General features: G+C 72.2%; 19 protein-coding genes. 11 read left to right on the forward strand and 8 right to left on the reverse strand.

The window, feature by feature from the left end; translation table 11 throughout:
* Positions 1-72 precede the first annotated feature (72 nt).
* From AB0D85_RS23915 to AB0D85_RS23945, 7 genes are all read left to right on the forward strand, one after another.
* Positions 73-375, forward strand: coding sequence for an urease subunit gamma (locus AB0D85_RS23915; RefSeq protein WP_037782101.1), 303 nt, complete (start codon positions 73-75; stop codon positions 373-375).
* A gap of 11 nt (positions 376-386) precedes the next feature.
* Positions 387-698 (forward strand): urease subunit beta, encoded by a 312-nt coding sequence (locus AB0D85_RS23920; RefSeq protein ID WP_362323491.1) that lies wholly within the window; start codon positions 387-389, stop codon positions 696-698.
* On the forward strand, positions 691-2412 hold the full coding sequence (locus AB0D85_RS23925) for an urease subunit alpha (protein WP_362323494.1): 1722 nt from the start codon (positions 691-693) through the stop codon (positions 2410-2412). The genes AB0D85_RS23920 and AB0D85_RS23925 overlap by 8 nt, the downstream gene beginning before the upstream one ends.
* Positions 2413-2427: 15 nt before the next feature.
* Positions 2428-3102 (forward strand): urease accessory UreF family protein, encoded by a 675-nt coding sequence (locus AB0D85_RS23930; RefSeq protein ID WP_362323496.1) that lies wholly within the window; start codon positions 2428-2430, stop codon positions 3100-3102.
* Between the two features lie 89 nt (positions 3103-3191).
* Positions 3192-3872 (forward strand): urease accessory protein UreG, encoded by a 681-nt coding sequence (gene ureG / locus AB0D85_RS23935; RefSeq protein ID WP_362323499.1) that lies wholly within the window; start codon positions 3192-3194, stop codon positions 3870-3872.
* Positions 3869-4630 (forward strand): urease accessory protein UreD, encoded by a 762-nt coding sequence (locus AB0D85_RS23940; RefSeq protein ID WP_362323502.1) that lies wholly within the window; start codon positions 3869-3871, stop codon positions 4628-4630. Before ureG ends, AB0D85_RS23940 begins: the two co-directional genes overlap by 4 nt.
* A 130-nt stretch (positions 4631-4760) precedes the next feature.
* The gene (locus tag AB0D85_RS23945; RefSeq protein WP_362323504.1) at positions 4761-6365 is read left to right on the forward strand and encodes an alpha/beta hydrolase; all 1605 of its coding nucleotides are present in this window, start codon (positions 4761-4763) and stop codon (positions 6363-6365) included.
* A gap of 106 nt (positions 6366-6471) precedes the next feature.
* Here the strand turns inward: AB0D85_RS23945 and AB0D85_RS23950 are convergent, their stop codons facing one another.
* The 5 genes from AB0D85_RS23950 to AB0D85_RS23970 form a co-directional block, all read right to left on the reverse strand.
* Complete coding sequence (locus AB0D85_RS23950; RefSeq protein ID WP_362323506.1) at positions 6472-7197, reverse strand: lysophospholipid acyltransferase family protein; 726 nt, start codon at positions 7195-7197, stop codon at positions 6472-6474.
* A gap of 324 nt (positions 7198-7521) precedes the next feature.
* Positions 7522-9342 (reverse strand): RyR domain-containing protein, encoded by a 1821-nt coding sequence (locus AB0D85_RS23955; protein ID WP_362323508.1) that lies wholly within the window; start codon positions 9340-9342, stop codon positions 7522-7524.
* Positions 9343-9580: 238 nt separating this feature from the next.
* Positions 9581-10810, reverse strand: coding sequence for an ornithine--oxo-acid transaminase (gene rocD / locus AB0D85_RS23960; protein WP_362323511.1), 1230 nt, complete (start codon positions 10808-10810; stop codon positions 9581-9583).
* 19 nt (positions 10811-10829) lie between these two features.
* The gene (gene ddaH / locus AB0D85_RS23965) at positions 10830-11639 is read right to left on the reverse strand and encodes a dimethylargininase (protein WP_362323513.1); all 810 of its coding nucleotides are present in this window, start codon (positions 11637-11639) and stop codon (positions 10830-10832) included.
* A 154-nt stretch (positions 11640-11793) separates the two neighbouring features.
* The gene (locus AB0D85_RS23970; RefSeq protein WP_362323516.1) at positions 11794-12279 is read right to left on the reverse strand and encodes an Lrp/AsnC family transcriptional regulator; all 486 of its coding nucleotides are present in this window, start codon (positions 12277-12279) and stop codon (positions 11794-11796) included.
* 111 nt (positions 12280-12390) lie between these two features.
* Between AB0D85_RS23970 and AB0D85_RS23975 the strand changes: the two genes are divergently transcribed.
* The 4 genes from AB0D85_RS23975 to AB0D85_RS23990 are packed head-to-tail and all read left to right on the forward strand — an operon-like array spanning position 12391 to position 16487.
* The gene (locus tag AB0D85_RS23975; protein WP_362323518.1) at positions 12391-13140 is read left to right on the forward strand and encodes a LytTR family transcriptional regulator DNA-binding domain-containing protein; all 750 of its coding nucleotides are present in this window, start codon (positions 12391-12393) and stop codon (positions 13138-13140) included.
* Positions 13141-13142: 2 nt separating this feature from the next.
* Positions 13143-13502, forward strand: coding sequence for a hypothetical protein (locus tag AB0D85_RS23980; protein WP_362323520.1), 360 nt, complete (start codon positions 13143-13145; stop codon positions 13500-13502).
* A 49-nt stretch (positions 13503-13551) separates the two neighbouring features.
* Entirely contained in the window at positions 13552-15282 is a 1731-nt protein-coding gene (locus AB0D85_RS23985) for a cation acetate symporter (RefSeq protein WP_362323522.1), read from the forward strand.
* The gene (locus AB0D85_RS23990) at positions 15279-16487 is read left to right on the forward strand and encodes a histidine kinase (RefSeq protein ID WP_362323525.1); all 1209 of its coding nucleotides are present in this window, start codon (positions 15279-15281) and stop codon (positions 16485-16487) included. Before AB0D85_RS23985 ends, AB0D85_RS23990 begins: the two co-directional genes overlap by 4 nt.
* A gap of 4 nt (positions 16488-16491) precedes the next feature.
* Here the strand turns inward: AB0D85_RS23990 and AB0D85_RS23995 are convergent, their stop codons facing one another.
* Genes AB0D85_RS23995 through AB0D85_RS24005 form a run of 3 tightly spaced genes read right to left on the reverse strand, consistent with a single transcriptional unit; the run spans position 16492 to position 19843 of the window.
* Positions 16492-16683, reverse strand: a complete 192-nt coding sequence (locus AB0D85_RS23995; RefSeq protein ID WP_362323527.1) for a hypothetical protein — start codon at positions 16681-16683, stop codon at positions 16492-16494.
* Positions 16684-16710: 27 nt separating this feature from the next.
* On the reverse strand, positions 16711-18498 hold the full coding sequence (locus tag AB0D85_RS24000; protein WP_362323529.1) for a protein kinase: 1788 nt from the start codon (positions 18496-18498) through the stop codon (positions 16711-16713).
* A 22-nt stretch (positions 18499-18520) separates the two neighbouring features.
* A complete protein-coding gene (locus AB0D85_RS24005) occupies positions 18521-19843 on the reverse strand; it encodes a PASTA domain-containing protein (protein WP_362323531.1) in 1323 nt (440 codons plus the stop codon).
* Between the last annotated feature and the right edge of the window lie 55 nt (positions 19844-19898).

Here is a 19898-nt window from a genome sequence, read left to right on the forward strand (position 1 = left end):
GTTTTGTGTCCGGACGGGTGGCTGCGGCAACCGGGCCCCGCACGGTCCGGAGCGAGGACTGTGAGGTGGGACGTGCAACTGACCCCGCACGAGCAAGAGAGGCTGCTGATCCATGTCGCGGCCGATGTGGCCGAGAAGCGCCGGGCCCGCGGGCTCCGGCTGAACCACCCCGAGGCGGTCGCCCTCATCACGTCGCACATCCTCGAGGGCGCACGTGACGGCCGTACCGTCGCCGAGCTCATGGCCTCCGGGCGCAAACTGCTCACCAGGGACGACGTCATGGAGGGCATCCCCGAGATGATCCACGACGTCCAGGTCGAGGCGACCTTCCCGGACGGCACCAAACTCGTCACCGTCCACGACCCGATCGTCTGAGGGGGCCGCCGATGATTCCCGGAGAGATTCTCTTCGCCGACGGGCCCATCGTGTACAACGAGGGCCGCGAGGTCACCCGGATGACCGTCCTCAACGCCGCCGACCGGCCCGTCCAGGTCGGCTCCCACTACCACTTCGCCGAGGCCAACCCCGGACTGGAGTTCGACCGGGACGCGGCGCGCGGCAAGCGGCTGAACGTCGCCGCCGGCACCGCCGTCCGCTTCGAGCCCGGCATCCCCGTCGACGTCGAACTCGTCCCGCTCGCCGGCGCGCGTGTCGTGCCCGGGCTGCGCGGGGAGACCGGAGGTGCCCTCGATGCCTGAGATCTCCCGCGCCGCGTACGCCGACCTGTTCGGGCCGACCACCGGCGACCGGATCCGGCTCGCCGACACCGACCTGGTCGTCGAGATCGAGGAGGACCGCTCCGGCGGGCCCGGACTCGCCGGGGACGAGGCCGTGTTCGGCGGCGGCAAGGTCATCCGCGAGTCCATGGGCCAGTCGCGCGCTACGCGCGCAGAAGGCACCCCCGACACGATCGTCACCGGCGCCGTGATCATCGACCACTGGGGCGTCGTCAAGGCCGACGTCGGCATCCGCGACGGCCGGATCACCGGCATCGGCAAGGCGGGCAACCCCGACACCATGGACGGGGTGCACCCGGACCTGGTGATCGGTCCCGAGACCGAGGTCATCGCCGGCAACGGCCGGATCCTCACCGCCGGCGCCATCGACGCCCATGTCCACTTCATCTGCCCCCAGATCGCCGACGAGGCGCTGTCGGCAGGCGTGACGACACTGGTGGGCGGTGGCACGGGACCGGCCGAGGGCTCGAAGGCCACCACCGTGACCCCGGGGCCGTGGCATCTCGCCCGGATGCTGGAGGCGATGGAGCAGTACCCGCTCAACATCGGTTTCCTCGGCAAGGGCAACACGGTCTCGCACGAGGCGATGGTCTCCCAGATCCGCGGCGGGGCGCTGGGCCTGAAACTGCACGAGGACTGGGGCTCGACGCCCGCCGTCATCGACGCGGCCCTGACGGTCGCGGACCGGACGGGCATCCAGGTGGCCATCCACACGGACACGCTGAACGAGGCCGGGTTCGTCGGGGACACGCTCGCCGCGATCGGCGGGCGTGGCATCCACGCGTACCACACCGAGGGTGCGGGCGGCGGACACGCGCCGGACATCATGACCGTCGTCTCCGAGCCGCACGTACTGCCGAGTTCGACGAATCCGACCCGGCCCTACACCGTCAACACCGCCGAGGAACACCTCGACATGCTGATGGTGTGCCATCACCTCAATCCGGCGGTGCCGGAGGACCTGGCCTTCGCCGAGTCACGGATCCGGCCCTCGACCATCGGGGCCGAGGACGTGCTCCACGACCTGGGCGCGATCTCGATCATCTCCTCCGACGCGCAGGCCATGGGGCGGGTGGGCGAGGTGATACTGCGCACCTGGCAGACCGCGCATGTGATGAAGCGGCGGCGGGGCGCGCTGCCGGGGGACGGGCGCGCCGACAACCACCGGGTACGGCGGTACGTCGCCAAGTACACGATCAACCCGGCGCTCGCCCAGGGGCTGGCCCGCGAGGTCGGCTCGGTGGAGACCGGCAAGCTCGCCGACCTCGTGCTGTGGGAACCGGCGTTCTTCGGGGTCAAGCCGCACCTCGTCATCAAGGGCGGGCAGATCGCCTACGCGCAGATGGGCGACGCCAACGCGTCGATCCCCACGCCCCAGCCGATCCTGCCGCGTCCCATGTACGGGGCGATCGGGCGGGCGCCGGCCGCCAACTCCTTCAACTTCGTCGCCCCGCTCGCGATCGAGGACGGGCTGCCGGAGCGGCTGCAGCTCGGGAAGCGGTTCGTCGCCATCGAGTCGACGCGCGGGGTGACCAAGGCGGACATGCGGGAGAACGACGCGCGTCCGAGGGTCCAGGTCGACCCCGACAGCTTCGCCGTGCATATCGACGGGGAGCTGGTCGAGGCGACTCCGGCCGACGAACTGCCCATGGCCCAGCGTTACTTCCTGTTCTGAGAGCCGGGTGTCGTGATGTCTCGGGCAGCGTTGCTGGTGCTGGCCGACGGCCGCTTTCCCGCCGGAGGGCATGCGCACTCCGGCGGGGCCGAAGCGGCCGTCAAAGCCGGGCGGATCACCGGGGTGGCAGGTCTGGAGGAGTTCTGCCGGGGGCGGCTGCACACGACCGGGCTGATGGCGGGTGCGCTCGCCGCGGCCGCCGTACTCGGCGTGGAGGTACGGGAGTTGGACGCGGCGGCCGATGCGCGGACGCCGTCGCCCGCACTCCGGGGCGCCGCCCGGAAGCTCGGACGGCAGCTGCTGCGGGCCGCTCGGGTGACCTGGCCCTCTCCTGAACTCGATGCCCTGGCGGGGGAGTTCCCCAAGGGGGCCCATCAGCCGGTGGTGTTGGGGGTGGTGGCGCGGGCGGCGGGGCTTTCCGCGGAGGACGCGGCCTACTGCGCGGCGTACGAGTGCGTGAGTGGGCCGGCCACGGCGGTGGTGCGCCTGCTGAGTCTGGATCCGTTCGAGGCGACGGGGGTGCTGGCGCGGTTGGCGCCGGAGGTGGATCGGGTGGTCGATCGGGCTGCGGAGGCGGCGCGGGGGGTGGCCGTGGGCGGGGTGGATGCCTTGCCCGCGGGGTCTGCGCCGTTGCTGGAGATCGGGGCGGAGTGGCATGCGGGGTGGGGGGTGCGGTTGTTCGCGTCCTAGTTTTCCTCGCCCCCGCCGCCCCTACCCGTCCCCTCACCAGGGGCTTCGCCCCTTCGACCCCACCGGCCGAACTCATGAAGGAGCCGCATATGCATCTCGACCACGATCACCACCACGGTCCCGCCGCCCTCAGTGCCGACGCGTACCGGCCCGATGGGGTCCGGCGTGCGTTTCGGGTCGGGCTCGGTGGGCCCGTCGGGTCCGGGAAGACCGCTACCGTCGCCGCTCTCTGCCGGGCCCTGCGTGACGAGCTGTCCCTCGCTGTCGTCACCAATGACATCTACACGCGCGAGGACGCGGAGTTTCTGCTGAGGGAGGCCGTGTTGCCGCCCGAGCGGATCACCGCCGTCGAGACGGGGGCCTGTCCGCACACCGCGATCCGGGACGACATCTCGGCCAATCTGGAGGCCGTGGAGGACCTGGAGGACGAGGTCGGGCCGCTGGACCTCATCCTCGTCGAGTCGGGTGGGGACAATCTCACCGCGACCTTCTCCAAGGGGCTTGTGGACGCGCAGATCTTCGTGATCGACGTGGCCGGCGGGGACGACATTCCACGGAAGGGCGGACCCGGCGTCACCACCGCCGATCTGCTCGTCGTCAACAAGACCGACCTCGCTCCGTACGTCGGCTCGGACCTGGCGCGGATGGCCGCCGACGCGAAGGCACAGCGGGCCGAACTCCCCGTCGTCTTCCAGTCGTTGCGCAGCGAGGCCGGTGTCGTGGACGTGGCCGCGTGGGTACGGGAGCGGCTCGCCGCGTGGGCGGCGTGACCACGACGGGGGTGCGGGCGACCGCGCGGATCGTCGCCCGGGAGGACGGGCGGGGCGGTACTTCGCTCCCCGTGCTGGAGGGCGAAGGGCCGCTCGCGCTGCGCCGCACACGGGGCAGTGGTGCCGAGGCCCGGGTGATGGTCGTCGGCGCGATGAGCGGGCCGCTCGGCGGGGACCGGTTCGCGGTCGAGGCGAGAGTGGAGCGCGGGGCACGGCTGTGCGTCGGGTCCGTCGCGGCCACCATCGCCCTGCCGGGGCAGGCGAAGGGGGAGGCCCGCTACGACGTCCGGCTCGATGTCGTCGACGGCGGTGAACTGCGGTGGCTGCCCGAGCAGTTGATCTCGGCCAAGGGGAGCGATCTGCACGTCACGACCCGCGTCGACGTCGGGGCCGGCGGGCGGCTCGTGCTGCGTGAGGAGCAGGTGCTCGGACGGGTGGGGGAGGAGCCGGGGCGGCTCACCAGTCGGCTCACCGTACGCGTCGCGGGAAGGGCCGTACTGGACCAGGAGCTGGCCTGTGGGCCCGGGGCGCCCGGTGGCTGGGACGGGCCCGCCGTGCTGGCGGGACATCGCGCGGTGGGGCAACTTGTCGTCGTACGGCCGGAGTTCGCGGCGGAGCCGGTGGCGGCGCGGATGCTGGGGGAGTGTGCGGCGCTCACTCCGCTGGTCGGGCCGGCCGTTCTGGTCAGTGCGGTGGCCGCCGACGCGCTGCGGCTGCGGCGGGTGCTGGACGAGGCACTGGGCCATCTCGACGGCTGATCCGCTCAGCGGGACGCGATCATCCGGTTATCGGATTGGTAAAGACGGCTGTCACGCCCTGTCCTCAGGAGCTTCACAGCCGGAAGGATCCTCCCTGACCATTCGTCACCATGTACGGGGAGGGGCCCACTTGAGGGACAACTTCAGATCGAGAAGCCGGGTACTGGCGCTCGGCTCGGCGGGCGCGCTCGTCACCGCGAGCCTGATCACCGGTGCGCTCGCGGTACCCGCGTCCGGCGCCGAGGCGCTGAAGGGCGGCCAGGACCGTGCGCAGCGGGGTGCCGCGGTTGCCGCCGAGCGTGCCGCGAAGGCCGGGATCGACTGGGCGGACTGCCCGGCCGACTGGGGCCTGGAGAAGCCGATCCAGTGCGGCTGGGTCAGCGTGCCGCTCGACTACACACACCCCTACGGCAAGCAGATCAAGCTCGCCGTCGACCGAATAGGCAGCACGGGGACCAAGGCGGAGCACCAGGGCGCGCTCGTCTACAACCCCGGCGGCCCGGGCGGCTCGGGGATGCGGTTCCCGCGCCGGGTCACCACCAAGAACCCGCTGTGGGTCAACACCTCGAAGGCGTACGACTTCGTGGGCTTCGACCCGCGCGGTGTCGGCCACTCCGCGCCCATCTCCTGCATGGATCCGCAGGAGTTCGTCAAGGCGCCCAAGGCCGACCCGGTGCCCGACACCGAGGCCGACAAGACCGCCCAGCGCAAGCTCGCCAAGCAGTACGCGGACGGCTGCGCCGAGCGCACCGGCCGCGCGATGCTCCAGCAGATGACCACCCCGAACACCGCACGCGACCTGGACGTCATCCGGGCCGCGCTCGGCGAGAAGAAGCTCAACTACCTCGGGGTCTCCTACGGCACCTACCTCGGTGCCGTGTACGGGACGCTGTTCCCGGGGCATGTGCGCCGGATGATCGTCGACAGTGTCGTCAACCCGGCGCGGGAGAACATCTGGTACCAGGCCAACCTGGGCCAGGACGTCGCCTTCGAGGGCCGCTGGAAGGACTGGGAGGACTGGGTCGCCGCGCACGACTCCGCCTTCCACCTCGGGACCACCCGTGACGCCGTGCAGGCCAAGTGGCTCCAGCTGCGCGCCACCGCCAAGGCGAACCCGATCGGCGGGGTCGTCGGACCGGCCGAACTGATCGGGTTCTTCCAGAGCGCGCCGTACTACGACTCCTCGTGGGTCCCGGTCGCGACCGTGTTCAGCGAGTACTTCGCGGGCGACACCCAGGCACTGGTCGACGCCGCCGCCCCGGACCTCTCCGACACCGCCGGCAACATCACCTCGGAGAACGGCAACGCCGTCTACACCGCCGTCGAGTGCACCGACGCCAAGTGGCCCACCAGCTGGCAGAAGTGGGACCGCGACAACACCGAGCTCAACAAGCAGTACCCCTTCATGACGTGGGCCAACGCCTGGATGAACCTGCCGTGCGCCACCTGGCCGGTCAAGCAGCAGACCCCGGTGGAGGTCACCACCCACAAGGGGTTGCCGCCGGTGCTGATCGTGCAGTCCACCCGTGACGCCGCCACCCCGTACCCGGGCGCCGTCGAACTGCACAAGCGCTTCAAGGGCTCCCGCCTCATCACCGAGCAGGGCGCCGGCTCGCACGGTGTGACCGGGCTGGTCAACCCGTGCATCAACGACCGCGTCGACACCTACCTGCTCACCGGCAAGCTGGACGCCGCGGACGTCACCTGCACACCGCACGCGACCCCGCAGCCGTAGACATGGGCGTAGCCGTGGCCGGATAGGCGCAGCCGTTCCGGTACGGCGGTGAGGGCGGCGGGGAACACCTTCCCGCCGCCCTCGCTCACATCCTCGGCCTTCAACCTCAACTGAGCGGCGCGCGCGGGAACCTGCGTTCCTTGCCGCCCTTCTCCGCCGCCTGCTCGGCCTTGACGACGGCCGCGTACTGGTCGACGTACTCCTGCTCGGAGAGGGACAGGATGGCGTACATGATCTCGTCGGTGATGGCACGCAGGATGGCCTTCTCGTCCTCCATCCCGGCGTAGCGGGAGAATTCGAGGGGCTTGCCGAAGCGGATCACCACGGGGTGGATGTTCGGGATGACCTTGCCGGGCGGCTGTGCCTCGAAGGTGCCGATCATCGCGCAGGGGATCACCGGGACACCGGCCCGCAGCGCCATCACGGCGACGCCGACCTTGCCCTTGTAGAGCCGGCCGTCGTGCGAGCGCGTGCCCTCCGGGTAGATGCCGAGCAACTCGCCCTTGCCCAGCACCTTGAGCCCCTCCCGGATCGCGGCCTGGCCCGCGTCCTTGCCGGAGCGGTCCACCGGGATCTGCCCGGCGCTGCGGAAGAAGAACGCGGTCAGCCGCCCCTTCACGCCCGGTCCCGTGAAGTACTCGGCCTTGGCGAGGAAGGTGATGCGCCGCTTCAGGACGGCCGGCATCAGGAAGTGGTCGGAGAAGGAGAGGTGATTGCCCGCGACGATCGCGGGTCCGGAGTCCGGCACGTGCTCCAGACCTTCGATCCGGGGGCGGAACACCAGTCTGAGCAGCGGCCCCAGGAGCACGTACTTGAGAAGGTAGTAGAACACGGCTGGCAGCCCCCAACTCCACGAGGTGACTTCAAACTGACGTTCTCCCAGGCCGGGGCCCACTTGTATGAATAGCACAGTTGGTGGGCGCCGCCAGTCCGCCCAACCGGGCGAAGGGGCCGGCAGCAGGTCGTCGAGCCGGTCGACGGCCGAGGTCGTCCGGGCGTGTTCCCCGGCGAGGGCGGCGGGACGGACGGGTGTCCGAGCCTGGGCCTCGGGCGCGCCGACCGGCACGGCCCCCGTGACAGCCGCCCGAAGGCTCGCCGGTCCGGCCGGGCCGCGCCGGGAACCGCCGCGGACCACGTGGGCTCCTTGGGGATGCGGTCACCGGGTGCCGGGAAGCGTTCCCCGGGCCTGGTGACCGGCCCGGTGGGGGGTCGGCCGTACCGGCTCCTCCGGGGTCAGCCGGACGATCTGGAAGCCGGCGGTCGCGAGCACGGACGGAAGCGCGCGCACGGCGTCGCGGTCCTTGTCGCGTACGGGTTCGCCGAGCAGTTCCCACTCCACGAGGTCGGGCCGGGTTCTGGCCGTCTCGTCACGGACGGGGCCGAACGTCCAGCCCTCCCGCCGCCGCGCCGCCACCCAGCGCCGGTGTTCCATCACGGCCAGCCGGAGGATCTCGTCGTCACGGAAGGCGAACGGCCTCTCCCGGGCCACGCGCGGCGCGATCGCACAGTCGATGGAGCGCAGTTTGGGGCCGATGTGCCGGGCCGCGGCCCTGTTGTCCTCCTGCAGCCGCCCCGCCAGCCGTTCCCAGGGCACCATCGACGGATTGGCCGCCGAGGAGTCCCCGTGCCGGCGGCGGGCCAGCACGTACTCCTCGTGGAACGCCCGGGCGAGCCGCTCCACCACGTCGTCGTCGAGGAGTTCGGGCCGGCAGGCCGCGTCCAGGACCCCGAACGGCCGCAGCCTGCCGCCGAGATCGTCCAGCATCGCCGTGTCGCCGTCGCCGAGGGAGGCGCCGTAGGAGCCGAGTTCCTGAAGCTGGAGGGTCAGACCGCCGGGGGCGGTGGGCCAGGCCTCGACCGCGGTCAGCGCGGTGCGCAGGGAGGCGTCGTCCGGGCGGCAGCAGACGTAGACGCGGTCCGGCGCCGTCGCCGGGTCCGCGGAACGCAGCTCGGACAGCAGCTCGTTGACGGCGTGTCCGGTCTCCGGCATGTCCCGTGGGGTGAGCCGGCACACCTCGGTCAGGAACTCGTACTGGGCGCACAGCGCGGCGAGCGCGTCGGTGGCGGAGTCACCGGCCCAGGTCACCGGGAGCCGCTCGGGCGGATCCTCGCGCAGTCGCCAGCGCCGGGCCAGTTCGACGAGCAGGGCGCGGGCGAACGGGGAGACACCGACGATCAGACAGCCCGGCGGAGCGGCGGCGTCCCGGGCCCCGGGACGTTCCTCGGCCTCGGCGGCGAGTTGCCGTGCCGCGAGGACGTCCACGTCGAAGAAGTCGAGGCGGACCCGTCCCTGTGCCGTGCCCACCAGGTGACGGGCCTGCAGGGCGGTGCACAACTCCTGGTCGGCGACCGCCGCGTGCACCCGTGGCGGCGCGGCGGAACGCGCGACCAGGTCCCGGACCGTCGCGGCGGTCAGGACGTTGGCCCCGTAGTCCTCGTCGCACGCGTAGACGGCGGCCGCGCGGACCACACCGGCCCTGCGCAGGGTCTCCGGGCGGCGGACGTCCCCGACCACGCTCAGCACACCGTCGTCGCTCCCGGCGGTGGAGACGACGACCACGGTCCGGCCCGCCGCCCGCAGCCGGGCCGCCAGCATCCGGGCGGTCCCGCCCGACCCGCAGACCACGCAGTGCCCGCGCAGCCGTGCCATCCGCAGCCGCAGCAGTTCACCGGCGCCGAGGATCCGGACCGCCTCGGCGAGCGCGTAGACCGTGGTGAGCGGGGCCGCGTACCGGGCCACGTCCAGCGCCAGGGGGAGCGGACCGCCCCGGTCCAGCGGAGTGGCGGACAGCACGAACAACTGGCAGGAGTAGTAGAGGAGATCGGCCGGATCGTGCCCGAACTCCGGGCGCTGCCGCAGATAGGTACGGAATCCGGCCCAGCCGAGCACCACCGCCGCCACGGCCAGGCCGGCGAAGCTCAGCCTGAAGACGGTGAAGGGACGTAAGGACAGCTCGTCCTGCCCTCGTGTGACCATCGCGCACCCCCGTGAGCAACCGCGCGGCACCACACCACCCGTTGCGCGCGCACCTCATGGTCGGCGTCCTCCCACGACGCGTCAATCCCTACCGGCGTCTGCCCCGGGACATACGAATGACGTGGTCAAGCCGGTGTGCCGCGCCCACGGGCGCGGCACCCGTCCGCTCAAGCTCGTCCGCTCAGGCTCGTCCGCTCAGGCTCGTCCGCTCAGGCTCGTTTCGCTCAGGCCCGTTCCCTCAGGCTGCGAGCACCTTCTCCAACGACCCCAGCGCCGACCGGAGTTCCTCCGCCGTGATGGTCAGCGGCGGCGCCAGCCTGATGGTGGAGCCGTGCGTGTCCTTGACCAGGACGCCCTCGCGCATCAGGCGCTGGCTGATCTCGCGCCCGGTGCCGATCGCCGGGTCCACGTCGACGCCCGCCCACAGCCCGCGCGAGCGGAAGCCGACCACGCCCTTGCCGACCAGCTCCGCCAGCCCGTCCCGCAGGATCACGCCCAACTCGGCCGCCCGGCGCTGGAATTCACCGCTCTCCAGCAGTTCCACGACGGCGGTCCCGACGGCCGCGGCGAGCGGGTTGCCGCCGAACGTCGAGCCGTGCTCGCCCGGCCGCAGCACGCTCATGACCTCGCGCCGGGCCACCACCGCCGACACCGGCACGATCCCGCCGCCCAGCGCCTTGCCGAGCAGCAGCACGTCGGGGATTACGTCCTCGTGGTCGACGGCGAGAGTACGGCCGGTGCGGCCGAGGCCCGACTGGATCTCGTCCGCGACGAACAGGCAGCCCGTCCGCCGGGTCAGCTCGCGGACCCCGGTCAGATAGCCGTCGTCGGGGATCACGACCCCGGCCTCGCCCTGGATCGGCTCGATCAGCACGGCCGCCGTCGTCTCGTCGACCGCCGCCTCCAGCGCGGCCAGGTCGTTGTACGGCACGATCCGGAAGCCCGGCGTGAACGGGCCGAAGCCCGCCCGGGCCGTCTCGTCCGTGGAGAAGCTGACGATCGTGGTCGTACGGCCGTGGAAGTTGTCCGCCGCCACGACGATCGTCGCCCGGTCGGCGGGGACGCCCTTCACGTCGTAGGCCCATTTGCGGGCCACCTTGATGCCGCTCTCCACCGCCTCCGCGCCGGTGTTCATCGGCAGCACCGTGTCCAGGCCGGTCAGCTCCGCGAGCCGCTCGGCGAATCCGGCGAGCCGGTCGTTGTGGAAGGCACGGGAGGTGAGGGTCAGCCGGTCCAGCTGGCGGTGGGCGGCCTCGACCAGGGCCGGATGGCGGTGGCCGAAGTTGAGGGCCGAATAGCCGGCCAGCATGTCGAGATAGCGGCGGCCCTCGACGTCCTCCACCCAGCTGCCCTCGGCCCGGGCGACGACCACGGGCAGCGGATGGTAGTTGTGCGCGAGGACCGGCTCCTCCGCCTTGATCAGTTCGGCGGAGGTCCGAGCCGTACGGGTGTGTGCGGGTGCGGTCATCAGGGGGATCTCCTGGTCCTCAGCGGATTTCCTGGGTGCAGCACTTGATGCCGCCGCCGGCCTTGTGGAACTCCGACAGGTCGACGGGGACCGGCTCGTAGCCCTGGCCGGCGAGCCGCGCGGCGAGCGCCTCGGCCTGCGGCGCGATGAAGACATGGCGGCCGTCGGAGACGGAGTTCAGGCCGAAGGCCAGCGCGTCGTCGCGGGTGGCCAGCACCGCGTCCGGGTACAGCCGGGCCAGCACCTCGCGGCTGCCGGGGGAGAAGGCCTCCGGGTAGTAGACGATGTTCTCCTCGTCGAGGACGAACAGCGCCGTGTCCAGGTGGTAGAAGTACGGGTCCACCAGGGTCAGGCTGATCACCGGGTGGCCGAAGAACTCCTGGGCCTCCCGGTGCGCGTCACGGGTGGTCCGGAAGCCGGTGCCGGCGAGCAGACAGCGGCCCGTCCAGACCAGGTCGCCCTCGCCCTCGACCACCGAGCCGGGGCGGTGCACGTCGTAGCCCGCCGTCTTGAACCAGAGGTCGTAGTGGGTGGACTCGGGGCGCCGCTCGGGCGCGTGGAACAGGGAGCCGAAGACACGGCCGCCGACGACGACCGCCGAGTTCGCGGCGAAGACCATGTCGGGCAGGCCGGCGACCGGCTCCAGATGATCGACGCTGTGGCCATGAGCACGATAGGCGCTGATCAGCGCGGTCCACTGCTCCTGGGCCAGGTCGACGTCGACCCTGGTGTCGGGGTTCATCCAGGGATTGATCGCGTACTGCACGGCGAAGTGTCTGGGTTCACAGACGAGGAAGCGCCGGACGCGCGGCACACGGCTTTCGGGCACAGAGGTGTTCCTCCGCTTTCCTGCGGTGTCACTGAGGGTTGACACCAAGGTAGAAAGCGACAGATCCACACGACAAGAAATAGTTGTTGCGTGTCTGTGCAGGAATGCTGCGTCTCCAGTCGTACAAACGCAGCATCGATGCGTTTAGCCGGATCTACTGCGGCGCCGGGTGGGTCGCGCCCGCCTCCGGGCTCTCCGGCAGCAGATGGGACAGCACCATCACGCTGATCGTCTTCCGGATGAAGGGCTCGACGCGGATCCGCTCCAGCACCTCCTCGAAGTGGTCCACGTCCCGGGCGCGCACATGCAGCAGCGCGTCCGCGCCGCCCGTCACCGTCATGGCCGCGGTGATCTCCGGATGGTTGCGGACCACCTCCGCGAGCCGCCGGGGCGGGGCCGCGCCCTCGCAGTACACCTCGACGTACGCCTCCGTGCGCCAGCCGAGCGCCGACGGCTTGACGGTGGCCGTGAACCCGGTGATCACACCGGTCTCGCGCAGCCGGTCGACCCGCCGCTTCACAGCGGTCGCGGAGAGCCCGACGGCCGCGCCGATCTCGGCGAAACTGGTCCGCGCGTTCGCCATCAGCGCGGTGGTGATCTTCCGGTCGAGCTCGTCGAACGGGACGGTGCCGCTGTTCATGTCCGCACTGTATCCACGGCCGCGGACAGGCCGGGAACACCACTTCATCCGGCGCGAACGTCCACGTCCGGTACATGTCCAGCGCCCCGCTGTGCCGCCTACACTCCGTTCATGCTGCGCGCCCTCGCCGTCGACGACGAACGCCCCTCGCTGGAGGAGCTTCTCTATTTACTCAACGCCGATCCGCGTATCGGCAGCGTGGAGGGCGCCGGGGACGCCACCGAGGCGCTGCGCCGCATCACCCGCGCCCTGGAGTCCGGACCGCACGGCCCCGAGGCCATCGACGTCGTCTTCCTCGACGTCCAGATGCCCGGCCTGGACGGCCTGGAGATGGCCCGCCTCCTCACCGGCTTCGCCCGCCCCCCGCTGGTCGTCTTCGTCACCGCGCACGAGGACTTCGCGGTGAGGGCCTTCGACCTCAAGGCCGTCGACTACGTCCTCAAGCCGGTCCGCAAGGAGCGCCTGGCCGAGGCGGTCCGCCGGGCCGCCGAACTGCGCGGCGCCGCACCCCGGATACCCGTGCACGAACCCGACCCCGATCACATACCGGTCGAACTCGGCGGTGTCACACGGTTCGTGGCCGTGGACGACATCACGCACGTCGAGGCCCAGGGCGACTACGCCCGCCTCCACACCGACCGCGGCAGCCACCTCGTCCGCATCCCGCTGTCCACCCTGGAGGACCGCTGGCGCTCGCGCGGTTTCGTCCGCATCCACCGCCGCCATCTCGTCGCCCTGCGCCACGTCGGCGAACTCCGCCTGGACGCGGGCACGGTGAGCGTCCTGGTCGGCGGCGAGGAACTCCAGGTCAGCCGGCGTCACGCACGCGAGCTGCGGGACCTGCTGATGAGGAGGGCCTGACGATGCCCTCGGACCCCACCGAGCGCCGGGTCACCGTCACCGGGCCACCGCGCCGCAGCCGCCGCACCTCCGGCTACTACCGGCCGCGCACCGAGATCGACGAGCAGACCACCCTCGGCCACACCTATGTCCGCTCCCTCATGCGCACCCAACTCCGCACCGCCCTGGTGGTGTTCGCGGTCCTCGTCCTCCTCGTCGGCCCGCTCCCGCTGGTCTTCGCGGCAGCGCCCGAGGCCCGCCGCCTGGAGTGGCTGGTGCTCGGCTTCTGCCTCTACGCCCCGCTGATCCTGCTGGCCCGCTGGTACGTGCGCCGCGCCGAACGCAACGAGGAGGACTTCGTCCGCCTCGTCGAGGACCGATGAGCCGTCGTATGCCCGCACCGGTCCTGAACTCCCGCCGCGGCGAGGCCGGATGAACTCCGGCTACGCCGTCCCGGCCGTCGCCCTCGTGGTCGTCGCGACCGTCCTCGTCGGCGCCTTCGGCCTGCGCATCTCCCGGACCACCTCCGACTTCTACGTCGCCTCGCGCACCGTGGGCCCGCGCCTCAACGCGGCCGCGATCAGCGGCGAATACCTCTCCGCCGCCTCCTTCCTGGGCATCGCCGGCCTGGTCCTCGTCCAGGGCCCGGACATGCTCTGGTACCCGGTGGGCTATACGGCGGGCTACCTGGTCCTGCTCCTCTTCGTCGCCGCCCCGCTGCGCCGCTCCGGCGCCTACACCCTCCCCGACTTCGCCGAGGCCCGGCTCGCCTCGCAGACGGTACGGCGGCTCGCCGGGGCGTTCGTCGTCGGCGTCGGCTGGCTCTATCTGCTGCCCCAACTCCAGGGCGCCGGACTGACGTTGGCGGTCCTCACCGGCGCCCCCGACGCGCTCGGCGGCCTCATCGTCGCCGTGGTCGTCGTGGCCACCGTCGCCGCCGGCGGCATGCGCAGCATCACCTTCGTCCAGGCCTTCCAGTACTGGCTGAAACTCACCGCCCTGCTCGTCCCCGCCCTCTTCCTGGTCCTCGCCTGGCAGAGCGCCGGCGCCCCCACCCACGCCTTCGACGAGCCCGCCGCCTTCCGCGAGCGGCGCACCGTCGACGTCCAGGACACCCTCGCCCTCAGACTCGACCGCCCCCTCACGGTCACGGTCACCGGCACCGTCGACGGGCACCCGCACCGGGGCACCCGGGTCACCCTCCCCGAGGGCACCCACCGCATCGCCGCCGGTACCCGGCTGACCTTCGCCAAGGGCACCCGCGTCCCCGCCACCGACCGGGGCACCAACGGCGGCATGTCCACCTCGCTCGCCGAGAGCCGCGAGGAACGCCCGCTGTACGCCACGTACGGACTGATCCTCGCCACCTTCCTCGGCACCATGGGCCTGCCGCACGTCGTCGTCCGCTTCTACACCAGCCCGCACGGCGTCGCCGCCCGCCGTACCACGGTCGCCGTCCTCGCCCTGATCGGCCTCTTCTACCTCCTGCCGCCCGTCTACGGCGCCCTCGGCCGCCTCTACGCCCCCGAACTCACCCTCACCGGAGACGCCGACGCCGCCGTCCTGCTGCTGCCCGACCGGGTCATCGGCGGGGTCGGCGGCGACCTGCTCGGCGCGCTGGTGGCGGGCGGTGCCTTCGCCGCGTTCCTGTCCACCGCCTCCGGACTCACCATGGCGGTCGCCGGAGTCCTCACCCAGGACGTCCTCCCGTCGCGCGGCGTACGGCACTTCAGACTCGGGACCGTGCTGGCGATGGCCGTACCGCTCGCGGCCAGCGTGCTGGTGGGCGGATTGCCGGTGGCCGACGCCGTGGGGCTCGCCTTCGCCGTGTCCGCCTCCTCCTTCTGTCCGTTGCTGGTCCTCGGCATCTGGTGGCGGCGGCTGACCCCGCCCGGCGCGGCCGCCGGGATGCTGGTCGGGGGCGGCTCGGCGTTCTGCGCGGTGGCCGCGACCATGGCGGACTTCCCCGGCACCGGGTCCGCGCACGCGCTGCTCGCCTGGCCCGCGCTCTGGTCGGTGCCGCTGGGCTTCCTCACCATGATCCTGGTGTCCCTGGCGACCCCGGGCCGGGTGCCGCCCGGCACGGCCGCGATCCTGGCCCGCTTCCATCTCCCGGAAGAACTGCGCGCGGAGGTCACCGGATCCCGTGAGGCGAGGTTGTGACCGGCTTCCTGGCCGGCCTCCTGGTGGCCATACTCCCGCTGCTGGCCGCCGGCTTCTGGCTCGGCCGCCGCACCGCGCGCCCCGAGACCCTGGGCGGCGGCCTCGGCACGCCCGTCGAGCACGCCACCTTCGAGACCCTGCACACCGCCTCCCTCGCGGCGCCCCCGCTGCGCGCGGGCCTCACCGAGGAGACCGCCCGCCGCTCGGCCCGCCGGCTGCGCACCCTGCTGGGCACCGACGCGCTCTGCCTCACCGACCACGAGAACCTGCTGGTCTGGGACGGCGTCGGCGACCACCACCGCACCGAGATCCTGGAACGCCTCGCCGGACCACTGGAGTCCGGCCGCGGCGAGGCCTTCCGGCTGCACTGCGAGGTGCCCGACTGCCCCATCCACTGGGCCGTGATCACCCCGCTCACCGTCGACGACCGCGTCCACGGCACGCTGGTCGCCTGTGCCCCGCGCGAGTCCGCCGTGCTGGTCCGGGCGGCCGGCGAGGTCGCCCGCTGGGTCAGCGTGCAACTGGAGCTGGCCGACCTGGACCGCTCCCGGACCCGCCTCATCGAGGCCGAGATCCGCGCCCTGCGCGCCCAGATCTCCCCGCACTTCATCTTCAACTCGCTCGCGGTGATCGCCTCGTTCGTGCGCACCGACCCGGAACGCGCCCGCGAACTGCTCCTGGAGTTCGCCGACTTCACCCGCTACTCGTTCCGCAGGCACGGCGACTTCACCACCCTCGCCGACGAACTCCACGCCATCGACCACTACTTGGCGCTGGTCCGGGCCCGCTTCGGCGACCGCCTGACCGTCACCCTGCAGATCGCCCCCGAGGTACTCCCGGTCACGCTCCCCTTTCTCTGCCTCCAGCCCCTCGTCGAGAACGCCGTCAAACACGGCCTGGAGGGCAAGACCGGCACCTGCCACATCCAGATCACCGCCCAGGACGCGGGCGCGGAGGCCCTGGTCGTCATCGAGGACGACGGCGCCGGCATGGACCCCGTGCTCCTCCGCCGCATCCTGGCCGGCGAGACCAGTCCGTCCGGCGGCATCGGCCTGTCCAACGTCGACGACCGGCTCCGTCAGGTCTACGGCGACGACCACGGCCTCGTCATCGAGACCGCCCCCGGCGCGGGCATGAAGATCACCGCCCGGCTCCCCAAGTACCAGCCCGGCGTGCACCAGGCGGCCCGCCTCACGACGGACTGAGCGGTCAGCCGCTCTGCTGGGTCACCACCATGGCCAGGGTCAGCAGCCCCAGCACCACCCACCCGAACCACAGCCAGCCGTTGCTGCCGAGCGCCACCGTGTAGGCGGTCACCACCACCAGACCGCCGACGGTGAGAATCCCCATCGCCTTCGTGGAACCACTCGAACCGTTCGAACCGTTCGCAGAACCGGGCATCGCGACACCCTCCTCGTGGCCCGTACCTCATGGTCCGTGCCCCTCCATGGTGCCCCCGTTCTGCCTCCGGACGGCGCACACGACGAAATGAGCGCCGGTCTTCCACATCCCCTCGCTGGTCCAGGAGGCCGCCTGGTACACGGAAGGACCGAATCCGTACCGCCGCGGCGGCACGTCCCGCGCACAGGCCGCGTCCGACGCCGTCCGGGCCTTCGCCAGCGTCACGTCGGCGCCGAGCCGGGTGAACCCGAGCACCTCCTGGTCGTGCGGCCCCGAGCACGGCACCAGCAGCACGTCCCGCGGCGACGGTATCCGCAGGCAGTCCCCCTGCTGCATGGTGGCGGTGTCCGCGAACGCCGTGCCCTGCCTGCGGTGCCCGTCCAGCGGCCCGTACACCGGCCCGTGCGCCCCCAGCACCAGACAGGCGACCCGCCCTCCGGTCGCCCCGAACCCGGCCTCGGTCGGTACGACGGCCACCGACCGCACGTCCGCGAGCTTCCCGCGCAGCTCCTTCGTCCGTTCCTCGCACCCGGCCGCCCCCTGCCCGCGCGCCTCGGAGGCGGAGGCCACCGGCACGAAGGCCATCACCTGGCCGTCCGGCGCCCGGTCCGCGCAGGTCGGGTCGAGCGTGAGCCTGGGGGTGCCCGCGAAACGCGTTCCGCCGGGCCAGTCGGCGAGGACGCAGTCACCGTCCTTGAGCGGGCGCGAGAGGCCGACCGCGCTGCCGTACGGCCGGTCCGCCGAGCCGTCGCTCTGACGGGCGGTCGCCCACCAGACCCCGGTGAGGGCCAGCACCAGGCCCAGGGCGACGGCGACAGCGGCACGCAGCGCGCGGGGGAGCGGGCGGCGACGGTGGCCGGGGGGCCGGTCCGGGGCGGGCGCCGCGTCCCAGGGCGGTAGGGAGCCCGGCTCGGTGCGGGCCCGGGCGTACGCCGCCTCCGCCTCCGCCTGTGACGTCACGACCAGCGCCAGCGCGGCCTCGGCCGCCACCGCCGTTGTCCGCAGTACCGGATCCTTGGCGAGCATCGACAGCAGCACCGGCGCGAGGGCACCGGCCCGCACCGGCGGATCCGGTTCCTCCGTCACCACGGCGGTGATCTCCGAGAGCGGCGAGCCCCGCTCGAACGGCCCCCGCCCCTCCACCGCGTGGTACAGCGTGCACCCCAGTGAGAACAGATCGGCGGCCGGCGTCGGCGGCCCGCCCGTGGCCCGCTCCGGCGCCAGATACCCGGCCGTCCCCACCAGCGCCGACGCCAGCGTGTACCGGGTCTCCCCGCCGTCCGGCTGCACCGAGATGCCGTAGTCCGTCAGCAGCACCCGCGCGTACGGCGCCCCCGTCCGGTCGGGCGCGAGCAGGATGTTCGCCGGTTTCACGTCCCGGTGCAGCACGCCCCGCTCGTGCCCGGCGGTGAGCGCGTCGAGGACGGCGAGACCGACCCGGGCGCACTCGGCGGGCGGCAGCGGCCCGCGCTGCTCGATCAGGTCCCGCAGATCGACCGCGCCCGGCACGTACTCCATCACGATCCAGGGCAGCCCCTCGTGCTCCAGCACGTCGTGCACGGTCACCACATGCGGATGTCCCCGCAGCCCGGCCGCGTGCCGTGCCTCCGCCCGGGCCCTGGCCACCCGGGCGCTCCGCTCCCGCTCCTCGTCCGTGTCGCGCAGGACGAGCTCCTTGAGGGCGACCTCGCACTCCAGTCTCCGGTCGTGAGCGAGCCAGACATGGCCCATGCCGCCGCTGCCCAGCCGGTTCAGCAGCACATACCGGCCGGCGATGACCCGGCCCGCTCCCGACGTCGGTGATCCATGAGGCATCCGGTCACTCCCGGGTTCGGCGTTACGTGGTGCTCGCGCTGGGGTCGCCCTCCGTCGACGCGGGGACGCCGCCCGCCGGCGCGCTCGTGACCGGGACACCACTGCCGACGGGCGCGCTGCCGGCGACCGGGGGAGAGCCGGTCGTGGACGGCGGGGCGCTGCTCGTCGAGCGCGTGACGGTGGGCGGGGCCGAGGAGGACGGCGGGGGCGCGCCGGCCGCCGTACCGGAGGACGAGGACGAGGGCGGGTCGGAGGAGGGGGAGGACGGCTCCGAGGACGACGGCGGTACGACGGTCGAGGGCACCCCGGTGGCCGACGACGCGGGCGGCGGCACCGAGGACGCTCCCGACCCGGCCCCCGACCCAGCGCCGGACCCAGTCCCGGACCCCGGCCCGGACGACGACGTCGACGGGCCGGTCACCCCTCCGCCGTCGCTGCTGCCGCCCCCGGCGACCCGCACCCTCACGTACTCCCCGAACCGCAGCTCCGTGCCCGCCACCGGATCCGACGCCAGTACCCGGGCGTCGTCGGGCGGCGGCTCCGTACCGTCGTACGCGACCGCCAGCCCGGCGTCCGACAGCCGTCGGCTCGCCTGCGCGAAGGACATGCCCGTGACCTCGGGCACCGCATGCCGCTCGCTGGTGCGGAAGACCGTGTCCTGCCCGCCCGTCGTCCCGACCGGCCGCTCGACACCCCGCCCGGGGTCGTCCACATCGACGAGGGCGAGCCGCTTCAGCGGGCGGGACGAGGGTCGTACGGCCGTCACCTCGGCGCGGTCGTAGTCGCGCCACTTCCTGTTGCCGTGGCCGAACTCGACCCTGATCCGGCCGGTGTCTCCCTCGAAGGGCCGCAGCGGATTTCCGCACGAGCACTTCACCGCCGGCTGTCCCCGCTGATCGACGAGAACGGCGATTCCCGCCTGGAGGAGAGAGTCGAAAGGCACGGCCGAGCCGCTTCTGTAGTCGTGGTTCTCCACGAGGGTGTCGTGGCGCAGGAGCACGGGAGTGAGCCGGTCGAGGAAATCGGGAATCTGTGCGGTGCGGATTTCGAATACCCCGGCCCACGCCTGTGCCTTGCGGTGATTCGCGGGATCGGTGAGGAAATTCCTGAGTTTCTCGACGTCACAGACCGTCGGCTGCCGGGTGCCGCCGTAGAGACCGGGCGAGTCCCCCTGCTGCAGACTTCCGCGCACCGGCAGCGAACGGACCTGCTCGTCCTGGCCGATCCCCTGGTCCTCGGGAAAGAAGGGGTGCAGCGTCGGCACCCCGGAGGCGACGGCCTTGACGACGGACAGCGGCGAACTCCGCCCGCACCCGCTGACCACCAGCACCGGAACAAGGACCACGATTACGCATGCCCTGTGCAGAAAAGCGCGAAGTGTCATCACCGCTCCCCCTGGC

Source organism: Streptomyces sp. NPDC048277, from assembly GCF_040652235.1.
Taxonomy (GTDB): domain Bacteria; phylum Actinomycetota; class Actinomycetes; order Streptomycetales; family Streptomycetaceae; genus Streptomyces.